The 21,478-nt window shown below is 72.5% G+C and carries 21 protein-coding genes; 8 read left to right on the plus strand and 13 right to left on the minus strand.

Annotation, left to right across the window (positions count from 1 at the left end; genetic code table 11):
- Positions 1 to 3: 3 nt before the first annotated feature.
- The 4 genes from FLX07_RS14990 to FLX07_RS15005 are packed head-to-tail and all read right to left on the minus strand — an operon-like array spanning position 4 to position 5,515.
- Positions 4 to 1,098 carry a type III PLP-dependent enzyme domain-containing protein gene (locus FLX07_RS14990; protein ID WP_142571380.1) on the minus strand — a complete coding sequence of 365 codons (1,095 nt, stop codon included), beginning with the start codon at positions 1,096 to 1,098 and terminating at the stop codon, positions 4 to 6.
- Positions 1,095 to 2,717: an IucA/IucC family protein gene (locus FLX07_RS14995; RefSeq protein WP_142571381.1), complete on the minus strand. Its 1,623-nt coding sequence runs from the start codon at positions 2,715 to 2,717 to the stop codon at positions 1,095 to 1,097. The genes FLX07_RS14990 and FLX07_RS14995 overlap by 4 nt, the downstream gene beginning before the upstream one ends.
- Positions 2,718 to 2,720: 3 nt before the next feature.
- Entirely contained in the window at positions 2,721 to 4,352 is a 1,632-nt protein-coding gene (locus tag FLX07_RS15000) for an IucA/IucC family protein (protein ID WP_223853177.1), read from the minus strand.
- Positions 4,337 to 5,515 carry an ATP-grasp domain-containing protein gene (locus tag FLX07_RS15005; RefSeq protein ID WP_142571382.1) on the minus strand — a complete coding sequence of 393 codons (1,179 nt, stop codon included), beginning with the start codon at positions 5,513 to 5,515 and terminating at the stop codon, positions 4,337 to 4,339. The genes FLX07_RS15000 and FLX07_RS15005 overlap by 16 nt, the downstream gene beginning before the upstream one ends.
- Positions 5,516 to 5,638: 123 nt before the next feature.
- Between FLX07_RS15005 and nudC the strand changes: the two genes are divergently transcribed.
- Positions 5,639 to 6,559, plus strand: a complete 921-nt coding sequence (nudC, locus tag FLX07_RS15010; RefSeq protein ID WP_142571383.1) for an NAD(+) diphosphatase — start codon at positions 5,639 to 5,641, stop codon at positions 6,557 to 6,559.
- Position 6,560: 1 nt separating this feature from the next.
- On the opposite strand, the gene FLX07_RS15015 is transcribed toward nudC, so the two are convergent.
- Both FLX07_RS15015 and FLX07_RS15020 read right to left on the minus strand, forming a co-directional pair.
- Positions 6,561 to 6,800 (minus strand): mycoredoxin, encoded by a 240-nt coding sequence (locus FLX07_RS15015; RefSeq protein ID WP_142571384.1) that lies wholly within the window; start codon positions 6,798 to 6,800, stop codon positions 6,561 to 6,563.
- Between the two features lie 76 nt (positions 6,801 to 6,876).
- Positions 6,877 to 7,896 carry an alpha/beta hydrolase gene (locus FLX07_RS15020; RefSeq protein ID WP_229689746.1) on the minus strand — a complete coding sequence of 340 codons (1,020 nt, stop codon included), beginning with the start codon at positions 7,894 to 7,896 and terminating at the stop codon, positions 6,877 to 6,879.
- A gap of 75 nt (positions 7,897 to 7,971) precedes the next feature.
- Between FLX07_RS15020 and FLX07_RS15025 the strand changes: the two genes are divergently transcribed.
- The 5 genes from FLX07_RS15025 to FLX07_RS15050 all read left to right on the plus strand — a co-directional run bounded on the left by FLX07_RS15025 (position 7,972) and on the right by FLX07_RS15050 (position 12,716).
- Complete coding sequence (locus FLX07_RS15025; protein ID WP_142571385.1) at positions 7,972 to 10,068, plus strand: ATP-dependent DNA helicase UvrD2; 2,097 nt, start codon at positions 7,972 to 7,974, stop codon at positions 10,066 to 10,068.
- A gap of 24 nt (positions 10,069 to 10,092) precedes the next feature.
- Positions 10,093 to 10,989, plus strand: a complete 897-nt coding sequence (locus FLX07_RS15030; RefSeq protein ID WP_142571386.1) for an acyl-CoA thioesterase — start codon at positions 10,093 to 10,095, stop codon at positions 10,987 to 10,989.
- Positions 10,990 to 11,110: 121 nt separating this feature from the next.
- Positions 11,111 to 11,395, plus strand: a complete 285-nt coding sequence (locus FLX07_RS15035) for a hypothetical protein (RefSeq protein WP_142571387.1) — start codon at positions 11,111 to 11,113, stop codon at positions 11,393 to 11,395.
- A 121-nt stretch (positions 11,396 to 11,516) separates the two neighbouring features.
- Positions 11,517 to 11,780 (plus strand): WhiB family transcriptional regulator, encoded by a 264-nt coding sequence (locus FLX07_RS15040; RefSeq protein ID WP_030507395.1) that lies wholly within the window; start codon positions 11,517 to 11,519, stop codon positions 11,778 to 11,780.
- A gap of 543 nt (positions 11,781 to 12,323) precedes the next feature.
- On the plus strand, positions 12,324 to 12,716 hold the full coding sequence (locus FLX07_RS15050; RefSeq protein WP_142571388.1) for a hypothetical protein: 393 nt from the start codon (positions 12,324 to 12,326) through the stop codon (positions 12,714 to 12,716).
- A 40-nt stretch (positions 12,717 to 12,756) separates the two neighbouring features.
- Here FLX07_RS15050 and FLX07_RS15055 read toward each other — a convergent pair whose 3' ends face one another.
- Together FLX07_RS15055 and FLX07_RS15060 are read right to left on the minus strand one after the other, a co-directional pair.
- Positions 12,757 to 14,100: an ABC1 kinase family protein gene (locus FLX07_RS15055; protein WP_142571389.1), complete on the minus strand. Its 1,344-nt coding sequence runs from the start codon at positions 14,098 to 14,100 to the stop codon at positions 12,757 to 12,759.
- A 282-nt stretch (positions 14,101 to 14,382) separates the two neighbouring features.
- Entirely contained in the window at positions 14,383 to 15,468 is a 1,086-nt protein-coding gene (locus tag FLX07_RS15060; RefSeq protein ID WP_142571390.1) for a ThiF family adenylyltransferase, read from the minus strand.
- A 200-nt stretch (positions 15,469 to 15,668) separates the two neighbouring features.
- Here FLX07_RS15060 and FLX07_RS15065 point away from each other — a divergent pair, with 200 nt between their 5' ends.
- Positions 15,669 to 16,184, plus strand: a complete 516-nt coding sequence (locus tag FLX07_RS15065) for a M48 metallopeptidase family protein (protein ID WP_142571391.1) — start codon at positions 15,669 to 15,671, stop codon at positions 16,182 to 16,184.
- Positions 16,181 to 16,756 (plus strand): glycosyltransferase family protein, encoded by a 576-nt coding sequence (locus tag FLX07_RS15070; protein WP_142571392.1) that lies wholly within the window; start codon positions 16,181 to 16,183, stop codon positions 16,754 to 16,756. The genes FLX07_RS15065 and FLX07_RS15070 overlap by 4 nt, the downstream gene beginning before the upstream one ends.
- 31 nt (positions 16,757 to 16,787) lie before the next feature.
- Here FLX07_RS15070 and FLX07_RS15075 read toward each other — a convergent pair whose 3' ends face one another.
- The 5 genes from FLX07_RS15075 to FLX07_RS15095 form a co-directional block, all read right to left on the minus strand.
- Positions 16,788 to 17,810, minus strand: a complete 1,023-nt coding sequence (locus FLX07_RS15075; RefSeq protein ID WP_142571393.1) for an endonuclease/exonuclease/phosphatase family protein — start codon at positions 17,808 to 17,810, stop codon at positions 16,788 to 16,790.
- Positions 17,811 to 17,878: 68 nt separating this feature from the next.
- Positions 17,879 to 18,529, minus strand: coding sequence for a response regulator transcription factor (locus FLX07_RS15080; RefSeq protein WP_208762219.1), 651 nt, complete (start codon positions 18,527 to 18,529; stop codon positions 17,879 to 17,881).
- Positions 18,526 to 18,855: a sensor histidine kinase gene (locus tag FLX07_RS15085; protein ID WP_142571394.1), complete on the minus strand. Its 330-nt coding sequence runs from the start codon at positions 18,853 to 18,855 to the stop codon at positions 18,526 to 18,528. Before FLX07_RS15085 ends, FLX07_RS15080 begins: the two co-directional genes overlap by 4 nt.
- A gap of 2 nt (positions 18,856 to 18,857) precedes the next feature.
- The gene (locus FLX07_RS15090) at positions 18,858 to 20,465 is read right to left on the minus strand and encodes a DUF4229 domain-containing protein (RefSeq protein WP_167748246.1); all 1,608 of its coding nucleotides are present in this window, start codon (positions 20,463 to 20,465) and stop codon (positions 18,858 to 18,860) included.
- Positions 20,466 to 20,631: 166 nt separating this feature from the next.
- Entirely contained in the window at positions 20,632 to 21,324 is a 693-nt protein-coding gene (locus FLX07_RS15095; protein WP_142571396.1) for a hypothetical protein, read from the minus strand.
- Positions 21,325 to 21,478: the final 154 nt, after the last annotated feature.

Consider the following 21,478-nt stretch of genomic DNA (forward strand, 5'->3'; position numbering starts at 1 on the left):
CCGTCACCTCAGGTAGTGGAACGCGGGCTTCGGGTGCATGAGGAAGTCGTGGTGCGAGATGTTCCAGGCGTACGCGCCGGCCATGGCGAAGGCAACGACGTCGCCGACGGCGAGTGAGGCGGTGACGCGGCGGGCGAAGACGTCCTTGGGCGTGCAGAGCCGCCCCACCAGGGTCACCGGCCCGTCCTCGCCCTCCCCGCCCCCCGGCAGCACGGCGAACGGCTGGTCGTGTCCCTTCGTCACCGGGGTCCGCAGGTGGTGGGTGCCGCCGGACAGGACGGCGAAGCGCTCCCCGTGGACGCGCTTCACGTCGAGCACGGTGGTGAGATACCACCCGCAGTAGGCCGTCAGGGCGCGTCCCGGCTCCACGCGCAGCGTCTCGCCCGGCCGGGCCAGCGCCCGCAGGCCCGCGCCGTACGCCGCCCAGTCGAACCGTTCCTCCGGGCGGGTGTAGGAGACGGCCATGCCGCCGCCCAGGTTGAACTCGCGCAGGCCGAGGCTCCTGCCGTAGGCCAGGACGGCCTCGGCGAGCGTGAGCAGATCGGGGGCGGCCAGGCCGCTCGCGAGGTGCGCGTGGACGCCACGCAGCCGCACCGGTGAGGACCCGAGCAGGGCCAGGCACTCGGCGACTCCGCCGGGGTCCATGCCGAACGGCGTGGCGCCGCCGCCCATCGCGAGGGCCGCGCCGGTGACGTTCACGTCGAGGTTGACCCGCAGCAGCACGTCCGCGGGTTCGCGCATCCGCCGCAACTCGGCCGGGCTCTCGACATGCCAGCGGTGTGCCGAGGGGGCGAGGGCCAGCTCCGCCGCGGTCTTCCCCGGCCCGCCGAAGCTCAGCGCGGCCTCCGGCAGCACCTCCCTGACGTGGGCGAACTCGCCGCCGGAGGAGACCTCGAAGCCGTCCACGTGCGGCGCGAGCGCCCGCAGCACCTCCGGATCGGGGTTGGCCTTGACGGCGTAGCAGATCTCCGTCCCCGCCAGGGCGGCCCGTACGGCGGCCGCGTGGCGGTCGAGCCCGGCCAGGTCGTAGACATAGGCGGGGACGTCGTCCAGAGACTCGGCGACCTTCCGGACACCCGCCGGGACCTCGATGCTCATCGGTGCTCTCCTTCCGCGAACCCGAGCGGGTTCGGGACGGGGACGTATCCGGCGGCCCGGTCGGCGGCCTTCGCCCAGCGCACGCCCAGGTTGGCCTTGGCCGGCAGCGGCGCCCCGGCCAGCAGCCGCGTCAGTGGCTCGGCGGTGTCGACGGTGTGGTCCGCGACGTAGCGCTCCAGGGACTTCCGGGCGACCGCCCACAACGCGCGCAGGACGCCCCCGGCTGGGCCGGCCACGGTCGCGGCCACCTCCGCCAGGTGGTTGACGAACAGGCAGTAGGCGACCCGGTTCCAGCCCCGCGCGGCGTCGTACGAAAGAGGGGCCGCCACCTCGACCGGCACGCCGGCCAGGTCGTGCCGGCCGGAGACCAGCTTGGTGCCCTCCAGGTCGCGGAAGACCGCCTCGACCGGCCACCCGGCGGCGTCGAACCCGACGAGCACGTTCTGCACGTGCGCTTCGAGCACGACCCCGTGCCGGAAGAAGGCGTCGAGCACAGGGAACGCCACGCGCTCGACGTACGCCCCCCACCACGCCACGGGGTCGGCCGCCCGGCGGGCCAGGACGGCCTCGGGAACCCCTTGCGAGCCGGCGGCCAGGGCGCCGGCGAGAACCGGCGTGGTCCCCGGTCCGCACACCGCCCACGGGCCGGTACGGACGATCACCCCGAGCCCTTCCAGCAGCCGGGTGCCGAGCGCGGCCGAGCGGTAGCCGGGCTCCGGCAACCACCGCGTGCCGGGGAAGCGGCGGGCCAGCCGTTCGAAGACGGGGGTGAGCCGCCGGGTCAGCTCGACCGCGCCGGACAGCTCGTACCACGCGTTCTTGCGCACGCAGTTGGTGATCCGCACGTTCAGGCTGAACTTCAGGCACATGCCGGTGCCAGGGTCGTAGACGGTCCGGACCGAGGACGTGGGCACGACCGCGCGAGGGCCGGTCCCGAGGTCGACCAGCCGCCCGTCCGCGAGCGGCCCGCGCAGGTCGGCGGTCAGCAGGTCGAGCTGCCAGGGATGGGCGGGCAGCGGGACGTATCCCGCCGGCGCGTCCCCGAACGCGTCGAGCGCCGTCGTGTCGCCCTCCTGGGCCACCAGGTCGGCGCGCACCCCGAGCAGGCGCGGCGCGAACCGCGCGTGCGCCTCCGGCGCGTAGTCCAGCCAGCCGTCGCCCGAGCGCGCCTTGGGAGCGGGGTGGAACGGGTGCCCGGCCACGAGGGCCTGCTCGGAGGCGAGCCACGGATCGGCGGGTGGTACGGCTCGCGCGCGGGCGGCCAGGATCGCCGCGACCGCCTCCCGCCCGGCCCGCACCTGGGCGGCGAACTCCTCGTTGCCGCCGTCCAGCTCCCGCTCCACCAGTGCGACGAGCGAAAGCAGGCCGAGGGTCCGCCACCGCCCGTCCGTCAGATGCTCGGGCGGGCCGTCGAAGCGCAGCGCGATGCCGCCGCTGACGCGGACGCGCACCGGCGTCCCGGCCACGCGGAGCGTCAGGTGCGGCCCGGCGGCGTGCACGTGCCCACGGGGACCGCCGACCTCACGCAGCCAGCAGCGCAGCAGCGCCCCGAGCGCCGCCTCCTCGGCCGGGGCCGCGTGCCGGTCAGGGGCGTGCGAGTCGAGGAGCAGACGGTCCATGGCTCAGGCACCCCTCAGGTAGTTGGGGCCGGTCGTGCCGTAGAACTTGTTGACGTCCCGGGCCCCGGTGCGGTCCTTGGCCACGAGCGTCCCGGCGACGACCATCGACTTGCCGGTGAGACGGGCGGCCTCCAGCGTGCGGGCCCGCAGCAGCCGGGCCATCGGGTCGTCCCCGTACGGTTCGAGCGCGGCCGTCAGAGCCCGTCCGACGAGCGTGGCGGCGGAGCCGGGCAGCGCGCCGTGGGCCACGGCCATGGCGGCCAGATGCAGGGTGATCGTCACGAAGACGTCGGCGAGCGCGTAGGGGTCGTCGGTCAGCATGCGCTCGTCGCCGAAGCCGGGCGTCTCGATCCCCGCCGCGTGCAGCCGCCGGGGCGAGGCCAGCAGCCCGTCGTTGTCCTTGACCAGCAGCCGCATGGGCCCGTCGCCGAACACCAGCGCGAGGTTCTGCTGGTGGGCCTCCAGTGCGACGCCGTACCGGACGAACAGCGTGACGTTCCACGCGAGCAGCGCCGAGAGGTAGTCGCGCAGCAGCGCCTCCGCGTCGCCGCCGTGGTGGCGGTCGGCCACCTCGTGCAGGACGAGCCGTCCGCCGGAGCCCCCCTCCGGCGGCTGGGCGAGCGGCGCGAGCAGGGCGGCGACCGGCACGATCTCCCCTTCGGGCAGGTCGCGGACGAGCCAGCCCAGGTATTCGTGCTCCGCGTGCCCGAAGGTCTGCTCGTCGGCGAGGCGGACGCGCAGGCCGGGCTCGCGCGCCAGGATCTCGCGCAGCAGCGACTCGGCCAGCGCTCCGTCCCGCAACGTGCCCGGTTTGATCGACCGGCGGTTGCGCAGGCCCAGTGTGCTGACCGGGAGCGGCACCTTGAGATGGACGCGTTCGCGGACCTCCACCGTCCGGGTCGACAGGGTCGGCCGCACGGTCGCGTACGGCTGCGGACCCGCGACCAGCCCGGGCAGCCCGGCCACCTGCGGCTCCGTGAGCGGGTGGACGGGGAAGAGCACGTGGGTGCGGGCGAGACCGGGCGGCAGCCCGACGTCGCCGGGCGCGGGCCACCACCCCGGGAGATCAGGACGGGAGAGCGTCACCCGCTCGCGCGGCGCCGCGGCCCACCGCATGCGGAACTCGGGGGCGAACTCCGGGGCGTAGGCCGCCAGGTCGGCGGGGGAGACCCCGAGGCGGCACCTGGCCGTCGGATAGAGCGGATGGTCCACCGCGGCGGCCAGCGACTCGTAGCGGATGAGGCCGTGGCGCCCGCGCAGCCGCCGCGCCACCTCGCCGCGCATCCGGTGGTGGGCCTCCAGGGCCGCGAGCGTCTCGTGGCACTCCCGTTCGAAGGCGGCGACCCCCTCGGCGTCGGCGGGGTGGGCGACGGCCTCCAGCGTCTCCAGCACCTCCGCCAGGCGCGGACGCTCGTGCGGGGCCGTGGCGAAGTCCTGGAACGGGTGGCCCGCCGTGAGCCCGACCCGCCGCCCCGAGGCGAGGACGATCGCGACCCCGTCCTTGTCGTGGGTGACCCTGGCGGAGATCCCGGCGTAGTCCTCCCGCAGCAGGGCGTTCAGCACCCGCGCGGCCAGGTAGTGCTCCCCGCCCGTCGCCCCCCGGTGGTCGCGCGCAGGGATCATGCGAGCACCCAAGGGTGCTCCTTCCTGAAGGTGTCGACCGCGGCGTCGACGACGGCGGCGTCCGGGCCGACGGCGCGGAGCAGGCCGAGATAGTCGCGGTTGGTGCCCGTCACCTCGACATGATCTCCGATCCGGCGCAGTGCCCGGTGCCACAGCCGCACGCCGCCCGCCGGCTCCGCGGGGGACGGGTCCGGCGGGGACAGGTCCGGCGGCGCGGCGGTGACCGTGCCGGACCGCTCGGCGACGAGGCTCACCACGGATCCGTACGCCGCGCGAAGGCCGCCCAGGTCGAACGAGGACACCGGCTCGCCCGCGTGGACGCGCAGGATCCACTGGTGCAGGGGCACACCGAGCAGGTCCGCCAGCAGGAAGTCGCAGTTGTCGCCGATCAGCCGATAGTTGATCTCGATGACGCGGGGACCGTCCGGGGTCACGGCATACTCGGTGTGGCACACCCCGAAGCCGACTCCCGCCGCATCGAGCGCGGCGCCCAGGTGGGCCAGGTGGTCCGGGTCCGGAGGCCGCCAGTCCAGGCGCTCCTCCACGAAGCGCGGCAGCGGGCCGAGCGTGGTGGCGAACCCGCCGGCGACTTCCCGGGCTGTGCCGTCGCCGAGCGTCTCCAGCGTGCGGACCGGCCCGTCGAGGAACTCCTCCGCGACCAGGACCTCCTCCGGCCGCCGCTCCCTGATCGCCGCGACGGCGGCGGCCAGCGCGTCCGGGCCGTCCACCAGCACGACGTCCTCGCTGGCCACACCCAGCGCGGGCTTGATCACGACCGGGTACGGCAGGCCCTGCGGCACCCCTCCGCCGGGCGGCAGCCGTACGGACCTGACGGGTTCGACGGCGGCGAGGGCGCGGCGGGTGAGCGCCTTGTTCTTGGCGGTGACACAGGCCCGCCAGTCCTTGCCCGGCAGGCCGAAATACCCGGCGGCGAGCGCGGTGGCGGCCTGGAGGTGGTCGGAGTTGGAGAAGATCACATCGGGCCGGTGGTGGGCGGCCACCGCGTCGATCACCGCCCTGGGGTCATGGACGTCCGCCGCCACGACGTCGTACCCCGGATACCGATCAGGCTGGTCGGTGAGTATCGTCACGTCCCAGCCCAGCGCGGCCGCGGCGGGGAGGAACCCCCCGGTCACCGAGTCGGTCGGGTTGAGCGTGGAGAGGTACAGCCGCACCGGCCCTCCATAGGTAAGGCTAACCTAAGTGAATGCATCCTAGCCGGGGACGTCGACCTTTTGACCAGGACACGGACAAGGGCGGGAAGATTGCCGGGGCGGCGGCAGTGGAAGGATGACGGCGTGGAAATCCCCGAAGGACTGCTCGGCCCCCTGCTCCTGTCGAGGAGCGCAATCGACAGATCGGCGGCCCTGCGCGGCGACGAGGAATGGCTGCGGAAGGCGTGGGAGGCGGAGAAGACGAGAGTCTTCCTCATCCACGACGGCCGCACGCTGGTGCGCCGCTTCACCGACGGCGCGGCCCTGGTGCTCACGTCGCCGGCCGAGGCGCCGGAGGGCACGCGTTACCTGCTGGGCGTGGACGAGGATGGCGTGCCCTACTTCGCGGTCAACGCCCCGCTGCCCGAGCCCCTCCAGGGCGCCGGGGACGCGGTGGGCCTGCGGGAGGCCGCGGTGCTGCTGGACGACCGCGACGCCGGGCTCCTCGTCTACGCGGTGGCCCTGGAGGCGTGGCACGCGAGTCACGCGTACTGCCCGAGGTGCGGCGGCCCCACGGATGTCACCGCGTCGGGTCACACGCGGGTGTGCCCCCGCGACGGCAGTCAGCACTTCCCGCGGGTCGACCCCGCGGTGATCATGCTGGTGCACGACGACGAGGGCCGGATCCTGCTCGCGCGCGGCCCGGAGTGGCCGCCGGGCCGTATGTCGGTGCTCGCCGGGTTCGTCGAGCCGGGGGAGTCGCTGGAGCACGCGGTGGTCCGCGAGGTCCTGGAGGAGGTGGGCGTCGCCGTCGCCACGCCGCGGTATCTCGGCAGCCAGCCGTGGCCGTTCCCGCGCAGCCTGATGCTCGGCTTCTTCGCCCGCGCCGTCACCACCGACCTGCGTCCCGACCTGGAGGAGATCGCCGAGGCGCGCTGGCTGTCCCGGGAGGAGCTGGAGGCCCAGGTGCGCTCGGGCGACCTGGTGCTGCCCGGCCAGGTCTCGATCGCCCGGCGGCTGATCGAGACCTGGTACGGAGCGCCGATCCCCGACACCGGCTGGTGAATCAGCAGGCGCCTTCGAGGTGCCGCCTCACCTCGGCGACCGAGGGGTTGGTCATGGTGTGGCAGTCGGCGACCACGGTGGGGACTACCTGGTTGCCGTTGTTCACGCTCGCGACGAAATCCGCGGCGTCCGGGTGGCGCTCGATGTCGACCTCGCTGAAGACGATGCCCTCCCGGGTGAGCTGGCTCTTCAGCCGCTTGCAGGGGCCGCACCAACTCGTGGTGTAAACCGTCAGCGCCATCTGTCGTCCCTTCCGTGCGCATCACTGTTGCCGAGAGCAGTCATGGCAACATCGCGAACGCCCCGCGTGTTCCCGGCTATTCGGCGACGCGCCCCAGCCGGGCGGTGATCCAGGCCTGGACGGTCTCGGTGACCCCCGGCTCCCGGTACAGCGAGGAGCTGTGCTGGGTGCCGGCCATCGTCCTGACGGTCATCCGGACCCCGACGCTCGCCAGCGACTCCGCGAGCATCTCGCTCTGGTACGGCGGGACGAACTCCTCGGAGGAGTGGAGGGCGAGCATCGGCGGGTCGCCGGCCGAGGCGTGGAACGGCACCTCCATGCTCGACCAGATGCGCGGGCACTTGGCGGGCGTGCAGCCGCCGGCCAGCTTGATGGCCGCCTTGCGCAGTTTCTGCTGTTCCTTGCTGCCGAACGCGCTGCCGTCGGCGAACGCCGACAGCGGCGAGACGGGCGGGGAGATCCCGACGACGCCGCGCAGCCCCGGCCGGCCGTCGCCGTAGGCGCCGACGGCGGCGGCGAGATGGCCGCCGGCGGAGAACCCGACCAGGACGTAGCGGTTGGGGTCGGTGTGGAAGAACGCCGCGTGCCTGCGCAGGGCGCTGACGGCGGACAGCACGTCGGTGCGCTGCGCCGGCCAGGCCGCATCGCCCGTCAGCCGGTAGTCGAGGTTCACGACGGTGTAGCCGAGCTGGAAGTAGCCGCGGCTGATCGACGTCATGTCCTTCTTGTCGCCCGCCGACCACCAGCCGCCGTGGATGACGAAGACGGCCGGGCGCCGCGGTCCGGCGGTGTGCCACCACACGTCCATGGTCTGGCGCGCGTGCGAGCCGTACGCGTAGGTGCGGATCAGCGCGTCGGACGGCGTGAGGGACGGCGAGGGCGAGGCCGGAGATGACGGCGGGGGCGACGTCCTCGCGGAGGCCGGGGACGAGGCCGAGGGCGCGGCCGAGGGGGCCGCGGACGGCGCCGGAGAAGCGGAGGGGCGGTGGACGGGGGCGCCCGCCGAGACGGCCGCCTGGGCGTCCGGCGGGGCGATCATGAGGGCGGTGAGGGCGGCGGCGCCCATGCCTAAAGCAGTTCGGACCGCGGTGGCCACGGCGTGTTCCTCCCCGATGTCGCGTCGTGCGCCGACCGGTCGCCGGGACACGCCCGGTCGGCTGCTGGAAGGATGATGCCAGTAACAACGTCCGCAACGCATGTTGGGAGCCGTTCCTTGGACGTCCTCGACGGTCTGGATCCCGAGCAGCGCGAGGTCGCCCAGGCGGTGCGCGGACCGGTGTGCGTGCTCGCCGGGGCGGGGACCGGCAAGACCCGCGCCATCACGCACCGCATCGCGTACGCCGTGCAGACCGGGGTGGTCGAGCCGCAGGGTGTGCTCGCCGTGACCTTCACGACCCGCGCGGCGGCCGAGCTGAAGCAGCGGCTGCGCGGTCTCGGGGCGCCCGGCGTGCAGGCCCGCACGTTCCACGCGGCGGCCCTGCGCCAGCTCAGCTACTTCTGGCCGCGAGTGATCGGCGGCGACCCGCCGCAGGTGGTCGAGTCGAAGCTGCCGCTGCTCGTGGAGGCGGCCAGGCGCCTGCGCAGGAACCCCGACCGCGGTGAGCTGCGCGACGTCGCGAGCGAGATCGAATGGGCGAAGGTCACCCAGATCGGCCCGGAGGACTACCCCGCCGCGGCGGTCAAGGCCCGCCGCCCCCCGCCGATCGCGCCCGAGGAGGTGGCGCGGCTGTACGAGGGGTACGAGAGCCTGCGCCGCCAGCGCAACCTGATCGACTTCGAGACGATCCTGGAGCTCACGGCGGCCGTGATGACCGAGCACCAGGAGGTCGCGGGGCAGATCCGCCAGCAGTACCGCTACTTCGTGGTCGACGAGTTCCAGGACGTCAACCCGCTGCAGAAGCTGCTGCTCGACACCTGGCTGGGCGGGCGCGACGACGTGTGCGTGGTGGGCGACCCCAACCAGACCATCTACTCGTTCACCGGCGCGACGCCCCACTACCTGACCAACTTCGCCGTCGAGCATCCCTCGGCGGCCGTGATCCGGCTGGTGCGCGACTACCGCTCGACCCCGCAGGTGGTCACGCTGGCCAACCGCGTCATGGCGCGCTCGCCCCACCGGCTGGAACTGACCGCCCAGCGACCCGACGGACCCGAGCCGGTCTTCACCGAGTACGACGACGAGCAGGCCGAGGCGCTCGGCGTCGCGCTCACGGTCAAGAAGCTCATGGCGGACGGCGTGCCCACCCGCGAGATCGCGGTGCTGTTCCGCATCAACGCCCAGTCGGAGGCGTACGAGCAGGCGTTCACCGACGCCGGCGTGCCCTACCTGCTGCGCGGGGCGGAGCGGTTCTTCGAGCGCCCCGAGGTGCGCCAGGCCGTGGTGCTGCTGCGCGGCGCGGCCCGGTCGTCGGCCGACGAGCCGCTCGCGCCCGCCGTGCACGCGATCCTCTCGGGCATCGGGCTGACCGCGGAGCCGCCCGGAGGCGGCAAGGCCAGGGAGAAGTGGGAGTCGCTCAAGGCGCTCGCCGATCTGGCCGAGGACATGGCGACCGAGGGCGCCGACCTGCCGAGGTTCGTCGGCGAGCTGGAGCGCAGGGCGATGGAGCAGCACGCGCCGCCGGTCGAGGGCGTGACGCTCGCCTCCCTGCACGCCGCCAAGGGCCTGGAATGGGACGCCGTCTTCCTCGTCGGCCTCACCGACGGCATGGTCCCGATCGTCTACGCGGAGACGCCGGACCAGGTCGAGGAGGAGCGGCGGCTGCTGTACGTCGGGATCACCCGGGCCCGCGAGCACCTGCACATGTCGTGGGCGCTCGCCCGCTCGCCGGGAGGCCGCCGCGCCCGCAGGCCGTCGCGCTTCCTCGACGGGCTGTCTCCGCGTACGGCGAGCGCGGCCCGGGCCGAGCGGCCGGGAGGCGTGGGAGGGCGGGCGAAGCGGTCGGCGGTGCCGCTGCACTGCCGGATCTGCGGCAAGACGCTCTCGGCCGCGGCCGAGCAGAAGCTGGGCCGCTGCGCGACCTGCCCGGCGGACTACGACGAGGCCCTGCTCGAACGGCTCAAGGCGTGGCGGACGACGGCGGCGAAGGAGGCCAAGGTGCCGGCGTACGTCGTCTTCACGGACGTCACCCTCCAGGCCATCGCCGAGCGGGTGCCCACCTCCGAGGAGGCCCTGCTCGCGATCGCGGGAATCGGACGCGTCAAACTTGAGCGGTACGGCGACGTGGTCATCGAGCTCTGCCGCGGCGCCGATAGTGTTACCGACGAGTAATATCCGCGTGCGCTGGAGGCCCCCGTGAACTCGGCCCTGAAGGAGCTGCTGGACCTGCTCGACCTCGAACCGATCGAGCTCGACATCTTCCGGGGGCGCAGCCCGGAGGAGCGCTTCCAGCGGGTCTTCGGCGGCCAGGTGGCGGCGCAGGCGCTCGTGGCGGCCGGCCGTACGGTGCCGTCCGACCGCATGGTCCACTCGCTGCACGCCTACTTCATCCGGCCGGGGGACCCGGCCGTCCCGATCGTCTACAACGTCGATCGGGTGCGCGACGGGCGGTCGTTCACCACCCGGCGCATCACGGCCATCCAGCACGGCAAGGCGATCTTCTCGATGTCGGCGTCGTTCCACGTCCAGGAGCCGGGGGTGAGCCACCAGGCCGCGCGCATGCCGCGGGTGCCGGACCCCGAGACCCTGCCGACCTTCCAGGAGCGGATGTTCGACGTCGTGGGCGAGGAGCCGGGCTGGCGCGAGCTGCTGGCCAAGCCGCGCCCGGTGGACGCGCGATATGTGAACGCGCTGACGTGGGAGGCCGCCCACGACCCCGCCCTGGTCACCCCCGAGAACAACGTCTGGTTCCGGTACGACGCCGACCTGCCCGACGACCCGCTGCTGCACGTCGTGCTCGCGGCCTACGCCAGCGACTTCACGCTGGTGGACACCGTGCTGCTGGCCCACGGGCTCGCCTGGGGGTCCTCGGCGGTGTCCGGCGCGTCACTGGACCACGCGATGTGGTTCCACCGGCCCTTCCGGGCCGACGAATGGCTGCTGTACGCCCAGGAGTCGCCCTGGTCGGGGGAGGCGCGCGGGCTCGCCCGCGGGCAGATGTTCACCGCCGCCGGCGAACTCGTCGTTTCCGTGGTCCAGGAGTGCCTCATCCGGGTGTCGCCCGCGTTGCATCCCGATGTCACGAAGTCGTGAAAATCGCAGGTAGAAAATAGGTTGCCCGCCCTGCTGCGGCGGTTTAGGGTCTTGGACAAGTCAGCCGGACGCTCGGGTCCGGCGCGAGCGAATTGAGATGGAGGTGAGTCCAGTGAGGAACATGACGACGTCCCGCACGCTGTGGCTCGCCTCCGCATGCCCGGCCGCCACTGTCACGCCGACGCGCAAACTGCGGCGTGACGAGGCCGCTCCTGCCCAGGCTCTGGTCACCGGAGTCGCGGGCTCGGCCGCCTTCGGCGTGCTCGCCCGTACGGCCCGCCACGGCAACCCCGCTCACCGCCCGGTTTATGTGAACCGGCCGATGAGTGATGAGCAGATCCGCACCGCCGCTCGCGGCGGTGCGCAGGGTCCGCACCACGCCTGGAGAGAACCAGTCATACCCTGACCGGTCTCCACCTCCAGGCCGCGGATCCACACCAGGATCCGCGGCCTTCTTGTTTGTCGGCCACGAATCCACACCCCGCAACGAGGACACCCAGACCAATCCATTCGAAGAGGTGACGCAGATGGCGGCCCCGGTCATGGACCTGATCGAAGCCGAGATCCCCTGCCGTACCGAGCCCGACCTGTGGTTCGCCGAGTCCCCCGAGGACGTGGAGTTCGCCAAGGCGCTCTGCGGCGGCTGCCCGATCCAGAAGGCCTGCCTGGCCCGCGCGCTGGAGCGCGAGGAGCCGTGGGGCGTCTGGGGCGGGGAGCTCATCCTGCGGGGGGTCGTCGTGCCCCGCAAGCGCCCCCGCGGGCGCCCGCGCAAGTCCCCCGTCGCTGCCTGACCAGCAACCACAGCAATTCCGGAAGGAACCGATCCAGATGAGCATCTCCCCGATCACCGCCCTGTATCTGCATCAAGAACTGGCGCATGAGCGAATACGAACCCTCCACCGAGAGGCGGCTGAGGAGCGGCTGGCCGGCCGGATCAGGAGCGTGCAGAGGGCACGCCGGCAGGCCGAGCGCGCGTCCCGGCGGCTGTCTTCCGCGCTGGCGCGAATGTGACGCGAGCCTGACGCGCCACCAATGGTGTGATCCGATGACGAAGGCCCGGGCCCGGTGAACGGCCCGGGCCTTCGGCCGTTCTCGTGTGGGCGTTCTCGTGAAGGCCGTTCTCGTGTGGCCGGTCTCGTATGGCTGTGCTCGTAAAAAGGAGATCACCGAACGCACAGAAGATCGCCTGTCGCGGGAGCCGGAGAGGATCACGGGGTATGAGCCGGGCGCCGCCGGGGTTTGCGGGCCACGGGCGGCGCTGAAGCGATGCGCGAGCGGTGGGTGGGACTTGGATGGGCGACCGGGCGTCAGGCGCGCTTGATCTCGTGGCGGCTGTGCGACGGCTCGCCGTCGCCGCGCTCGTCATCGGACTGTGGGGTTCGGTCGTGCCGGGGGCCGAGGCCGCGGCGATTCCCGGGGCGTTCCGGGTGGCCCGCCATGGCAGCGGTCACGGCAACGGGCACGGCGGTGGAGCGACCCAGGTCACCGGGGGCACCAACACCTCGAACTCGCCCACGATCAAAAGCCCGCCGAAGCAGATATCGGCGGGCCGGCGCAACGTGAACGCCCCCGCGGCCAACAGCGCCGTCACGTTCGTGGGCGTCCAGCAGGTGTCGAGCGTCAGCGTCTTCACCAACACCCTCAACGGCAACTGCAAGAGAGGGATCAACCGCTGCGTCATCAACCAGAATCTCCGGACGGTCGAGAGCAGGGGCGGCGGCCGGTAGCCCGCGCCGATAGTCCGCCGGCAGTTCGCGGCGGGCCGGCTCAGGTCAGGGCGAGCGCGCTGTCTTCCGACTCGCCCGTCTCGTCGGCGAAGCCGGGAACCCAGCGCACCGCCTCGTCGCGGAAGCGGGCGGTGGCGCCGAGCTGGCACAGCACGCCGACGCCGGCCGCGTGCACGCGGTGGACCAGCACGTACGACGCGGGCAGGTTGAGCTGGCGGACCACGTTGTTCGGCCGCAGATCGGCCACGGTCGCCGCCTGCTCCCGCAGCCACTCCCTGCTGAAGGCGAACTCCTCGACCCGGGTCGGCTCGACGTACGGCGCGAGGAAGGCCCGCAGGGCGTCGACGTCGACCTCGATGTGCGGGCGGATGAACCCCTCCGCGCGCAGCCCGCGTACGACCGCGTCCATGTCGCCCTGGTTGAAGATGCGTGTGAGCCTGCCGAAGGCGACGGGGTAGCCGTCGGGCATGCGGTTGACCGCCCCGAAGTCCAGCACGCCGAGCCGCCCGTCCTCCGTCAGCCAGAAGTTGCCGGGGTGGGGGTCGGCGTGCAGCATCCCGACCCGGGCCGGGGAGCAGAACAGGAAGCGGACGAGCAGCAGGCCGGCGTGGTTGCGCTCCTCCTGTGTGCCGTCGGCGATGATCCTGGAGAGCGGGGTGCCCGTCATCCACTCGGAGACGAGGATCTGCTCGTTGGCCGCGATCACGGCGGGCACGTGGAAGTCCGGGTCGTCGCGGAACTCCTCGGCGAACGCGTGCTGGGCCTCGGCCTCCTTGAGGTAGTCGAGCTCCTCGGACACCCGCTCCTTCAGCTCCGCCAGCACTGACTTGATGTCCAGACCGGGCAGCAGCGCGCCGAAGAGCTTGCCGAGCCGGGCGAGCTGGTTGAAGTCGGAGATCAGGGCCTTGCCCGCCCCCGGATACTGGATCTTCACGGCGACCGGGCGGCCGTCGTGCCACACGGCGCGGTGCACCTGCCCGATGGACGCCGCGGCGCTCGGCCGGTCGTCGAACTCCAGGAAGTTCTCCCGCCAGTCGTCGCCCAGCTGCTCGGTCAGGACCCGGTGGACGGTGGCGGCCGGAAGCGGCGGCGCGGCGTCCTGCAGGCGGGTCAGCGTCGCCCGGTACGGCCCGGCGATCTCGGGCGGCAGCGCGGCTTCGAAGATCGACAGGGCCTGCCCGAGCTTCATGGCCCCGCCCTTGAGCTCGCCGAGCACCTTGAAGACCTGGTCGGCCGTGCGCTGCTGGATCTCCTGGGCGACGAGCTCCGCGGAGGCGCCACCGATTCGCCTGCCCAGTCCGAGCGCGGTGCGGCCGGCGAACCCGAGAGGGAGTGTCGCGAGCTTTGCCGAGCGGGTCACGGCACGGTGGGGAAGGTCACTCACATCACCCATTGTCGGCGATGAAGGGTGCTTTCGACCACAATTTCCGATCGAGTGACCGCTCGGGCTCCGGCGGTGGCGAGCCCTCCGGGGGAATAGGCCGTCTATGAGATTGGTCACACGGCCACCGCTGAGACGGGAGCGTCGCCGCTGAGAGGCGTGACAGGCAGGCGATCGGCGCCGCCCGGAGCGGAGCGCGTCCCGCCGCGGTGATCGGCGACCTCCCTGTGTCGGCCGGTGTCGGCCGGGGCCGGCCGGTGCCGGCGCGCCGTTCGCGAGGCAGGGTCACGCCGCCTGGCCGGGAGCGCGCGGCGCGACCGAGGCGCCGATCGGGTCGCTCCGGATGCAGCCGCAGTCGGGATGCGGCGCGCAGGCCCGGTGCCGCCAGCGCCATCCGGGCGACACTTCCAGCAGGCCGTCGGGCACGCGTCCCTCGTCGAGATAGTCCAGAGCCTGACCGGCCGCCTGCGCGGCGACCAGGCAGGACAGCACCACGTCGCAGGCGATCTCGCCCGCCGGATAACCCCCGAGCCGGGCGCCCACGAGCGGCCAGGAAGGGTCCCGGTCGCGCCGGGTGAGATCGAGGCAGTGCAGGCAGGGGGTGAACCCCGGGACGACGAAGGGCCCCACCGAGCCGTGTCCCTCGAAGGCGCAGACCAGCAGGTGCGCCACACCCTCGGCGACGATCTCGTGGACCAGCGTTGCGTCGAGGGGGTCGGCGGGCGCGAGGATCACGAGGTCGGGGCGCAGCCCGCCGTCGGACAGGCGGGAGGCGGCCCGTCCGGGCCAGGCGTTGACGGCGGGGAAGATCCGCCGGGCCGCGAGCACGGCGGCCTCCTCGCGGGTCATCCCGGCCTCCGCGCGGCCGAGCCCGCCGGGGGCCACGTCGCCCGCGGTGGCCGTGCCGGGATCGACCACGCAGATGTGGCCCACTCCGGCCGCGGCGAGCAGGGTGACTATCCGGGCGCCGACCCGGCCGGCGCCGTACACGCGGACCCGGGCGGCCCTGCGCGCCGATAGGGCGCCCATGCCGCCGTCGGCGGAGGTCAGCGACAGCCTGTCCAGATCGGGGCGGAGGCGGTCGCGCTCGGCCATCGGCAGATCGGCGAGGGGTTCCGGCCGGACCGCGGCGTCCTCGATGAGGCCGTGCGCGGCGAGCCGGGCGACCACCTCCCGGGCGGAGGCCTCGTCGAGACCGCTGCCGGCCACCGCCTGCCCGAGGGTGCGGGTGCCGTCCAGGCCGTAGATCAGGCGGCGTACGGGCGGCTCGACGCCGGTGAGCACGACGGCCCGCAGCGGATGGACGCCGAACTGCAGCGTGCGGCCGTCTCGTTCGACCCGGCGCAGCACGGGCTTGAGGCGAGGTCTCATAATGGCCAGACCTTGCCATACGCAGGGAATGCCCGGCGTCGGAACCAGCGGGGCTGTGGATAATTACCGGGGTGATCGTGGTCGGTGAATATCCGCAACCCCGTAGTTTTCACGCCCGCAAGGTCACGTTCGCCCGATTGACCAGGGAGAACGTGTACCACCCCCTGTGGAATTCGGCGCGTGTCGGCTACCTTTCATATGTGCCCCCCGAGACAGTCGAGGTTCGTCGGAGCGCACGACGGCGGCGAACCGTTTCCGCGTACCGCGATGGAGACAAGACCATCGTGTTGCTTCCGGCTGGTTTGAGCACGACCGACGAGGAGCAATGGGTACGCCGCATGCTTGACCGCCTTGCGGCCAAGGAGCAGCGAAGACGCCCGAGCGACGACGACCTGCTCGAGCGGGCGGCGGAGCTGTCGGCGCGCTACCTGGACGGAAAGGCCGAGCCGGCCAGTGTGCGCTGGGTGGAGAACCAGCTCCACAGGTGGGGCTCGTGCACCCCCGACCAGGGCACGATCAGGCTGTCGGCCCGCCTGCGGGGCATGCCGGCCTGGGTCGTCGACTATGTCATCATGCACGAGCTCGTCCACCTGCTCGTGCCGAGTCACGGCCCGCGGTTCTGGGCCCTCGTGGAGCGCTACCCTCGGGCGGAACGTGCCAGGGGCTTCCTGGAGGGCTTCTCGATGGCCGCCAACGGCTCCCCGGAGGAGTGTTGACCCGGATCGCCGCGGTGCTGGTCACGCCTGATATGGCGCAGGCGGCTCCGCCCGGCGTGGACCGGGCCGAGTTCCTGACGGCGATGGCCGAGGACACCTACGAGATGGTCGCAGGGCTCGAACTCGTGCGCCCGGTGATCCTGTCGGCCGGCGTGCCGGGGCTCGAGGACATCGCCTGGCCGGGCACGCCCGTCCTGTCGATCGCCTCGCCCGCCGACGCCTTCGCCGCGCTGCCTCCGGAGGAGGAGGGCGTGATCGTCAGCGCCGACGCCCCCGATCTGCCGCCGCTGCTGATCGGGAAGCTCTTCCGGGAGCTCGGGCGGGCGCACCTCGCGGTCTGCCCGGCCGAGGGCGGCGGCGCCGTCGCCGTGGCGGCGCGCCTGCCGGTCCCCGAGTGGGCCGCGCCCGACTTCGACGAGCCCGACGTCGTCGCGGCGCTGCGCCGCAGGGCGCCGGGTCCCCGCATGGTCGCCACCGGTCCCGGCTGGCACCGGCTCAGGAAACCGCAGGACGTGGCCCGCCTCGACCCCGGCCTTGAGGGCTGGGACAACACCCGCGCTCTGCTGACCTGAGCCCTGCTCGCAGGGTCACACGGCGCAGGGGTCACGGGCGCAGGGGTCCCCGGCTCCGGGGCAGGCGAAGCTCGGCGAACAACGCCCGGTGGTCGCTACCCGGGACGTTATGAACGCTTGTGCTCACCGCCGCCGCCCGCCGGTCGTACAGCACGTGATCGATGGTGATCAGCGGCGGGTAGCGCCTGTTGGCCGGCCAGGTGGTGGTGAGACCGTCGCCGGTCGCGTCGGCCGCGTCCGCGTAGCCCCGCCCGAGCACCGCGCGCAGGTCCGCGTGATCGAGGTTCGCGTTGAAGTCGCCGGCCAGAACGCGTACGACGCCGGGCGACGCGGCCGGGAGCGCCGCCAGCTCAGCGGCCCACTGGACCACGTCATGACCGTTCCGCGGGGCGAGGGTGTGCACGTCGACGATCTCCACGGGCGGCCCGGACGGCAGGGTGAGCCGGGCCCTCGGCATGTTGTGGCCGCCCTCGGGCGCGAAGTCGGGCGCCCCGATCAGGGGATGACGGGCGTAGATCCCGCTGCCCGAGGGGCCGGGCCCGTCCTCCAGGTGCCGGTACGGCAGCAGTCTCGCCACGCCCGCCGCGTCCAGCGCCCCGACGGCCTCGGGGGTGAGCTCCTGGGTGCTGAGCACGTCCGGTTCCAGCCTGCGTACGAGGTCCACCACGGTCGCGGCGTCGCCCGCGCCGAAGCGGAGGTTGACCGTGAGGATCCGCAGCGACGGCCCGGTGGCCGTGGGGGCCGAGCCGGCCGCGCGGGGCAGCACCACCGCCGCCAGGATGGCCGACGCGGCCACCGCCACCGCGATCACGGCCGCGCGGCGGGCGGCCAGCGCGATCAGCACCGCCAGAAGCGACGCGGCCGCGACGTACGGCGTGGCCGTCATCAGCGCGACGCCCACTCCCCAGAGGTGAGCGGCGCCGTCGGCCCCGGCGAGCCGGGCCGCCGCCCAGAGCGCGAACGGCGCCGCCGCGATCCACGCCGAAAGCGGGGAGACCCGGAGCCGGCGGCGCGGGGGAGAGACGATCTCGCCACCCACGTCGACCTCGGTCATGAACTCGACCGTAGCCGAGCCGGCCGAACCCGCCGTGCGACCAGGCCGGAAGGGGCCGGGGACCCGCGCTACCGCGGCAACGAACCCAACCCGGCGTCGCGCGCCCGGGCCACCGCCGCCGCCCGGTCGGCGACCTGCAGTTTGGCGAAGATGTTCGACACATTGTTGCGCACCGTTTTCTCGGTCACTCCGACGCGCACCGCGATCGTCCTGTTGTTCGCGCCTGTCGCCATGAGCGTGAGGATGTCGCGCTCACGGCTGGTGAGGTTGGGGAACGGCGTCATGGCGGTGCCGCCGCCGACCGCGAAGAACTGGGTCAGGCGCGACGCGATCGCGGAACCGAAGATCACCTCACCTGCCGCGACGACGAGGATCGAGCGCAGGATGGTCTCGGGTTCGGCGCCCTTGAGGACATAGCCCCGTGCGCCCGCGCGCATCGCCGCGAATATCGACGCGTCCTCTTCCACCATGGTCAACACGAGCACGGCGACATCGGGCAGCGCGGCGACTATCTTGCGGGTCGCGTCGACACCGTTGAGACCGGGCATCCGCAGGTCCATGACGACCACGTCGGGGCGCTGCTCGAGCGTGACGGCGACGGCCTCCTCCCCGTCGGCGGCAACCCCGGCCAGCTCGGTCTCGGCCGAGTCGGAGATGAGCGACCGCAGCCCCTCCCGGAACAGCGGATGGTCATCCGCTACGACGACTCGCAGCGTCACAGCACCTCCTCGAACAGCGGGAACTCGGCGCGCACGATCGTTCCGCACGGCTCGCGCCGGCTCACCACACACAAGCCGCCGAGCTCCGCGGCCCGTTCCCGCATGGAGTTGAGTCCGACGCCGGCGCGATATCCGTCCGGCAGACCGGCGCCGCCGTCCGCGATCGACAGCTCAAGGCGGCTGTTCACCGCGAGCTGGACCGACACCGGCGCTCCCGGCGCGTGGCGCGCCGCGTTGGTCAGGGCCTCGACGGCGATGCGGTACGCCGCCACCTCCACCGCGGCGGGCAGCGACGGAAGTGTCTCGGGAATATCGATGCTCGCCACGCTCAGCCGCACCGCCTGTTCCCGTACGGCTCCGGCAAGGCCCAGCTCGTCGAGGATCGGAGGGCGTAGGTCATAGACGAGGCGGCGGATGTCGTCGACCGCCGACTCGGTGGCTTCGCGACCGACCCGTCCGGTGGCGTCGCCCGGCGCACTGTGTCGATGCCCAGCGCGATGCCGGCGAGCGTGGGACCGAGGCCGTCGTGCAGGTCGCGGCGCAGCCGCCGCCTCTCCTCTTCACGTGTCGTCACCAGCCGCTGCCGCGAGGACTGCAGCGCGTGGGTCAGCACCACCGCTCGGGCCGCGACGGCCACCTGCTTCGTCAGGTCCGACAGCAGCCGTCGTTCGTCCGCCGAGAAGTCGCCGGTGCTGCGGGTCTGCAACACCAGATGTCCGATCGTCTCGCCGGCGAAGGGCAGTGGCAACGCCTCCGTCTCGCCGGGCAGCGCCCGGCCGTGACGGCACAGAACCTCGCCGCCTACTTCGATCGCCACGTACGGGAGCCGAAGAGCCTCGGCCACCGTGCGAACGGCGGCCGGGAGGATTTCTTCGGGCGCCCCGGCCGCGTCCAGCCGGTCGCCGAGCCGGGCGAACGCGGCCGCCGGATTGTCTCGAAGCCCGTAAACAAGCTGATTTATCCGGCGTTGCACCAGGTCACGCAGTGGCAACACCACCAGGGCGGCCATGATCGCGGCAACGATCTGCGGCATGAGACCGCCGAAGAACAGGCCGAGTGAAACGACCACGATGAGGTAGACCGCGACGAGCGCCAAGCTCACAAACCCATACACCAGTGCCCGATTGAGCACCACGCGGGTATTCAACAGTCCGTGCCTGACGATGCCGATCCAGGCCTCGACTCCGACCGCGATCGCCGCGCAGTTCTCCAGGACTGCGATGGGCGCCGTGTCTCCGGAGGTGAATCCCGCGATGACACACGCGATATACGAGGCAGGCACGACGAACGAAACCCGAGCGGCCGTACGCAGGGCAGGTGTGTACGGGCCGGTGTCGCGCCGGGCGAAGCGTAACAGCGACATACACGCCGGCAGGCTGAGCGGTCCGAGGAGAAGGATGCTGATCACCAGCGCGTCGGCGCCCGGCACTGCGATGGGGTTGTAGATCCCTGGCAGGTCGATCGGGTCCGGCGAGAGCAGCCCCCACACCAGAAGCACGAGAAGCTCGACGGCGTAGACCCGCCCGAGCACTCGTCGACGCCGCGTGTCCAGGCGGCGGTCGGGGAAGAGCAGGATGCCGAAGGTCGCCATCAAGGGCACGCTGAGAACGGCGAACGGAGTCTGCACCAGGTGAATCCACGATGCGGCGTCGATCCTGCCGATGTGCGCCCCGGCATCGGCGGCGGCATTGAGCCCGGTGCCGATCGGCGCCGCCGTGCCGGAGATGAGGAAGATCCAGCCGGTCCGGCTGCGCGGCTGCGTCCGCAGTATCGCCGCGCCGACGAAAGCGACCGCCAGGTACACCACCGCGGTTACCGAAATCAGGCTGGACAGCCAGCTCAGGTGACCGGTTCCGATCAACGACACGCCCATGGCGGCGAAGAGCACGGCCAGCGTCACCGCGGCCGAGACGGCAAATCTGAGCTTCGAAGGCATCAGCGTTGATTGTGCGCCGGAGGCGGACCGTCGAAAAGTGTCCCGGGGCGTTGGCCTACCGCTGAGTGAAGCGGTGGCACGACTCGCGATCAGGCCGGCCTGATCGCGAGCGCCGTGCGCCTCGGTGGGGGTGGCTTCGGGGGAGATCATCACGCCACCGCGCGGGCTACGCCGCCACCTCGGCGACGGACTCGGCCGGGGCGACGCCTTCGCCCGCCGGCAGGTCCCACTGCTGGTTCGAGGTGCGCAGGATCTTCGCTGCGATCGCCACGCCGCTGATCAGCAGGAGAACGCCGGAGAGCGTGTCGATGACCGGGCTGATCGCGTGTCCGACGAGGTGTCCGACCGGATAGGCGATGAACAGCGCGGCGACCCAGAGCGCGACCGAACGTGAGCGCCACAGCCCGATGCCAAGGACGATCATGCCGATCGCGTGTCCGAGGACGAAGACGCCCACGAGCGTGCCGTAAATCGGATCGCCGTTCACCTTGTCGATCAGTGCCGCCGCGCCCGCCTGGTCGGCGAGCCTGGAGCCCTGATAGAGCGCGATCTGTGTCGCGCCGATGGTCGTGAAGCCGGCGAGCCAGCCGAGCGCCGCCAGTCCACCGCCGACGAAGGCCAGGTTCGGCGCACCACGGCGTGCCAGCCGGGCGGCATAGACAACCGCGGGAATTATCGCCATCAAGGGGAGGATGACGATGTTCGACAGCATCGCGAGAGTGGGGTGGTTCGCGTAGTCCTGGAGCTGGGCCGCGATCGGGGCGTCCTCGTCGGTGAACCCGATCGGGATGGCGAGGGCCAATGGCCCGACGATCAGTGAGACCGCGGCGGCGACGCGGGAGGTGGCGCGGATGTCCATGGTCTGTCTCCTGTTGGACGTGGGGCGTGACCGTGTCGTTGTCGCTCACATGGTCGATCGCCCCGAGTCCCGGGCGGCAGAGCTTGAGGTCCCGGCGCATGCGGGATGTCCGAGCGGGGAGACCCGTCGCGGCCGGGCCCGGCCGTACGGGGAG

Source organism: Microbispora bryophytorum (assembly GCF_006874465.1).
Taxonomy (GTDB): domain Bacteria; phylum Actinomycetota; class Actinomycetes; order Streptosporangiales; family Streptosporangiaceae; genus Microbispora; species Microbispora bryophytorum.

What these genes read in the sequence shown, in the direction of transcription:
- FLX07_RS15095 (WP_142571396.1), bottom strand. Translation starts at nt 21,324, where the DNA reads ATGGACATCCGCGCCACCTCCCGCGTCGCCGCCGCGGTCTCACTGATC.
- FLX07_RS15060 (WP_142571390.1), bottom strand. Translation starts at nt 15,468, where the DNA reads ATGAGACCTCGCCTCAAGCCCGTGCTGCGCCGGGTCGAACGAGACGGC.
- FLX07_RS15040 (WP_030507395.1), top strand. Translation starts at nt 11,517, where the DNA reads ATGGCGGCCCCGGTCATGGACCTGATCGAAGCCGAGATCCCCTGCCGT.
- FLX07_RS15035 (WP_142571387.1), top strand. Translation starts at nt 11,111, where the DNA reads ATGACGACGTCCCGCACGCTGTGGCTCGCCTCCGCATGCCCGGCCGCC.
- FLX07_RS15075 (WP_142571393.1), bottom strand. Translation starts at nt 17,810, where the DNA reads ATGACCGAGGTCGACGTGGGTGGCGAGATCGTCTCTCCCCCGCGCCGC.
- FLX07_RS14995 (WP_142571381.1), bottom strand. Translation starts at nt 2,717, where the DNA reads ATGGACCGTCTGCTCCTCGACTCGCACGCCCCTGACCGGCACGCGGCC.
- FLX07_RS15090 (WP_167748246.1), bottom strand. Translation starts at nt 20,465, where the DNA reads ATGCCTTCGAAGCTCAGATTTGCCGTCTCGGCCGCGGTGACGCTGGCC.
- FLX07_RS15025 (WP_142571385.1), top strand. Translation starts at nt 7,972, where the DNA reads ATGCCAGTAACAACGTCCGCAACGCATGTTGGGAGCCGTTCCTTGGAC.
- FLX07_RS14990 (WP_142571380.1), bottom strand. Translation starts at nt 1,098, where the DNA reads ATGAGCATCGAGGTCCCGGCGGGTGTCCGGAAGGTCGCCGAGTCTCTG.
- FLX07_RS15015 (WP_142571384.1), bottom strand. Translation starts at nt 6,800, where the DNA reads ATGGCGCTGACGGTTTACACCACGAGTTGGTGCGGCCCCTGCAAGCGG.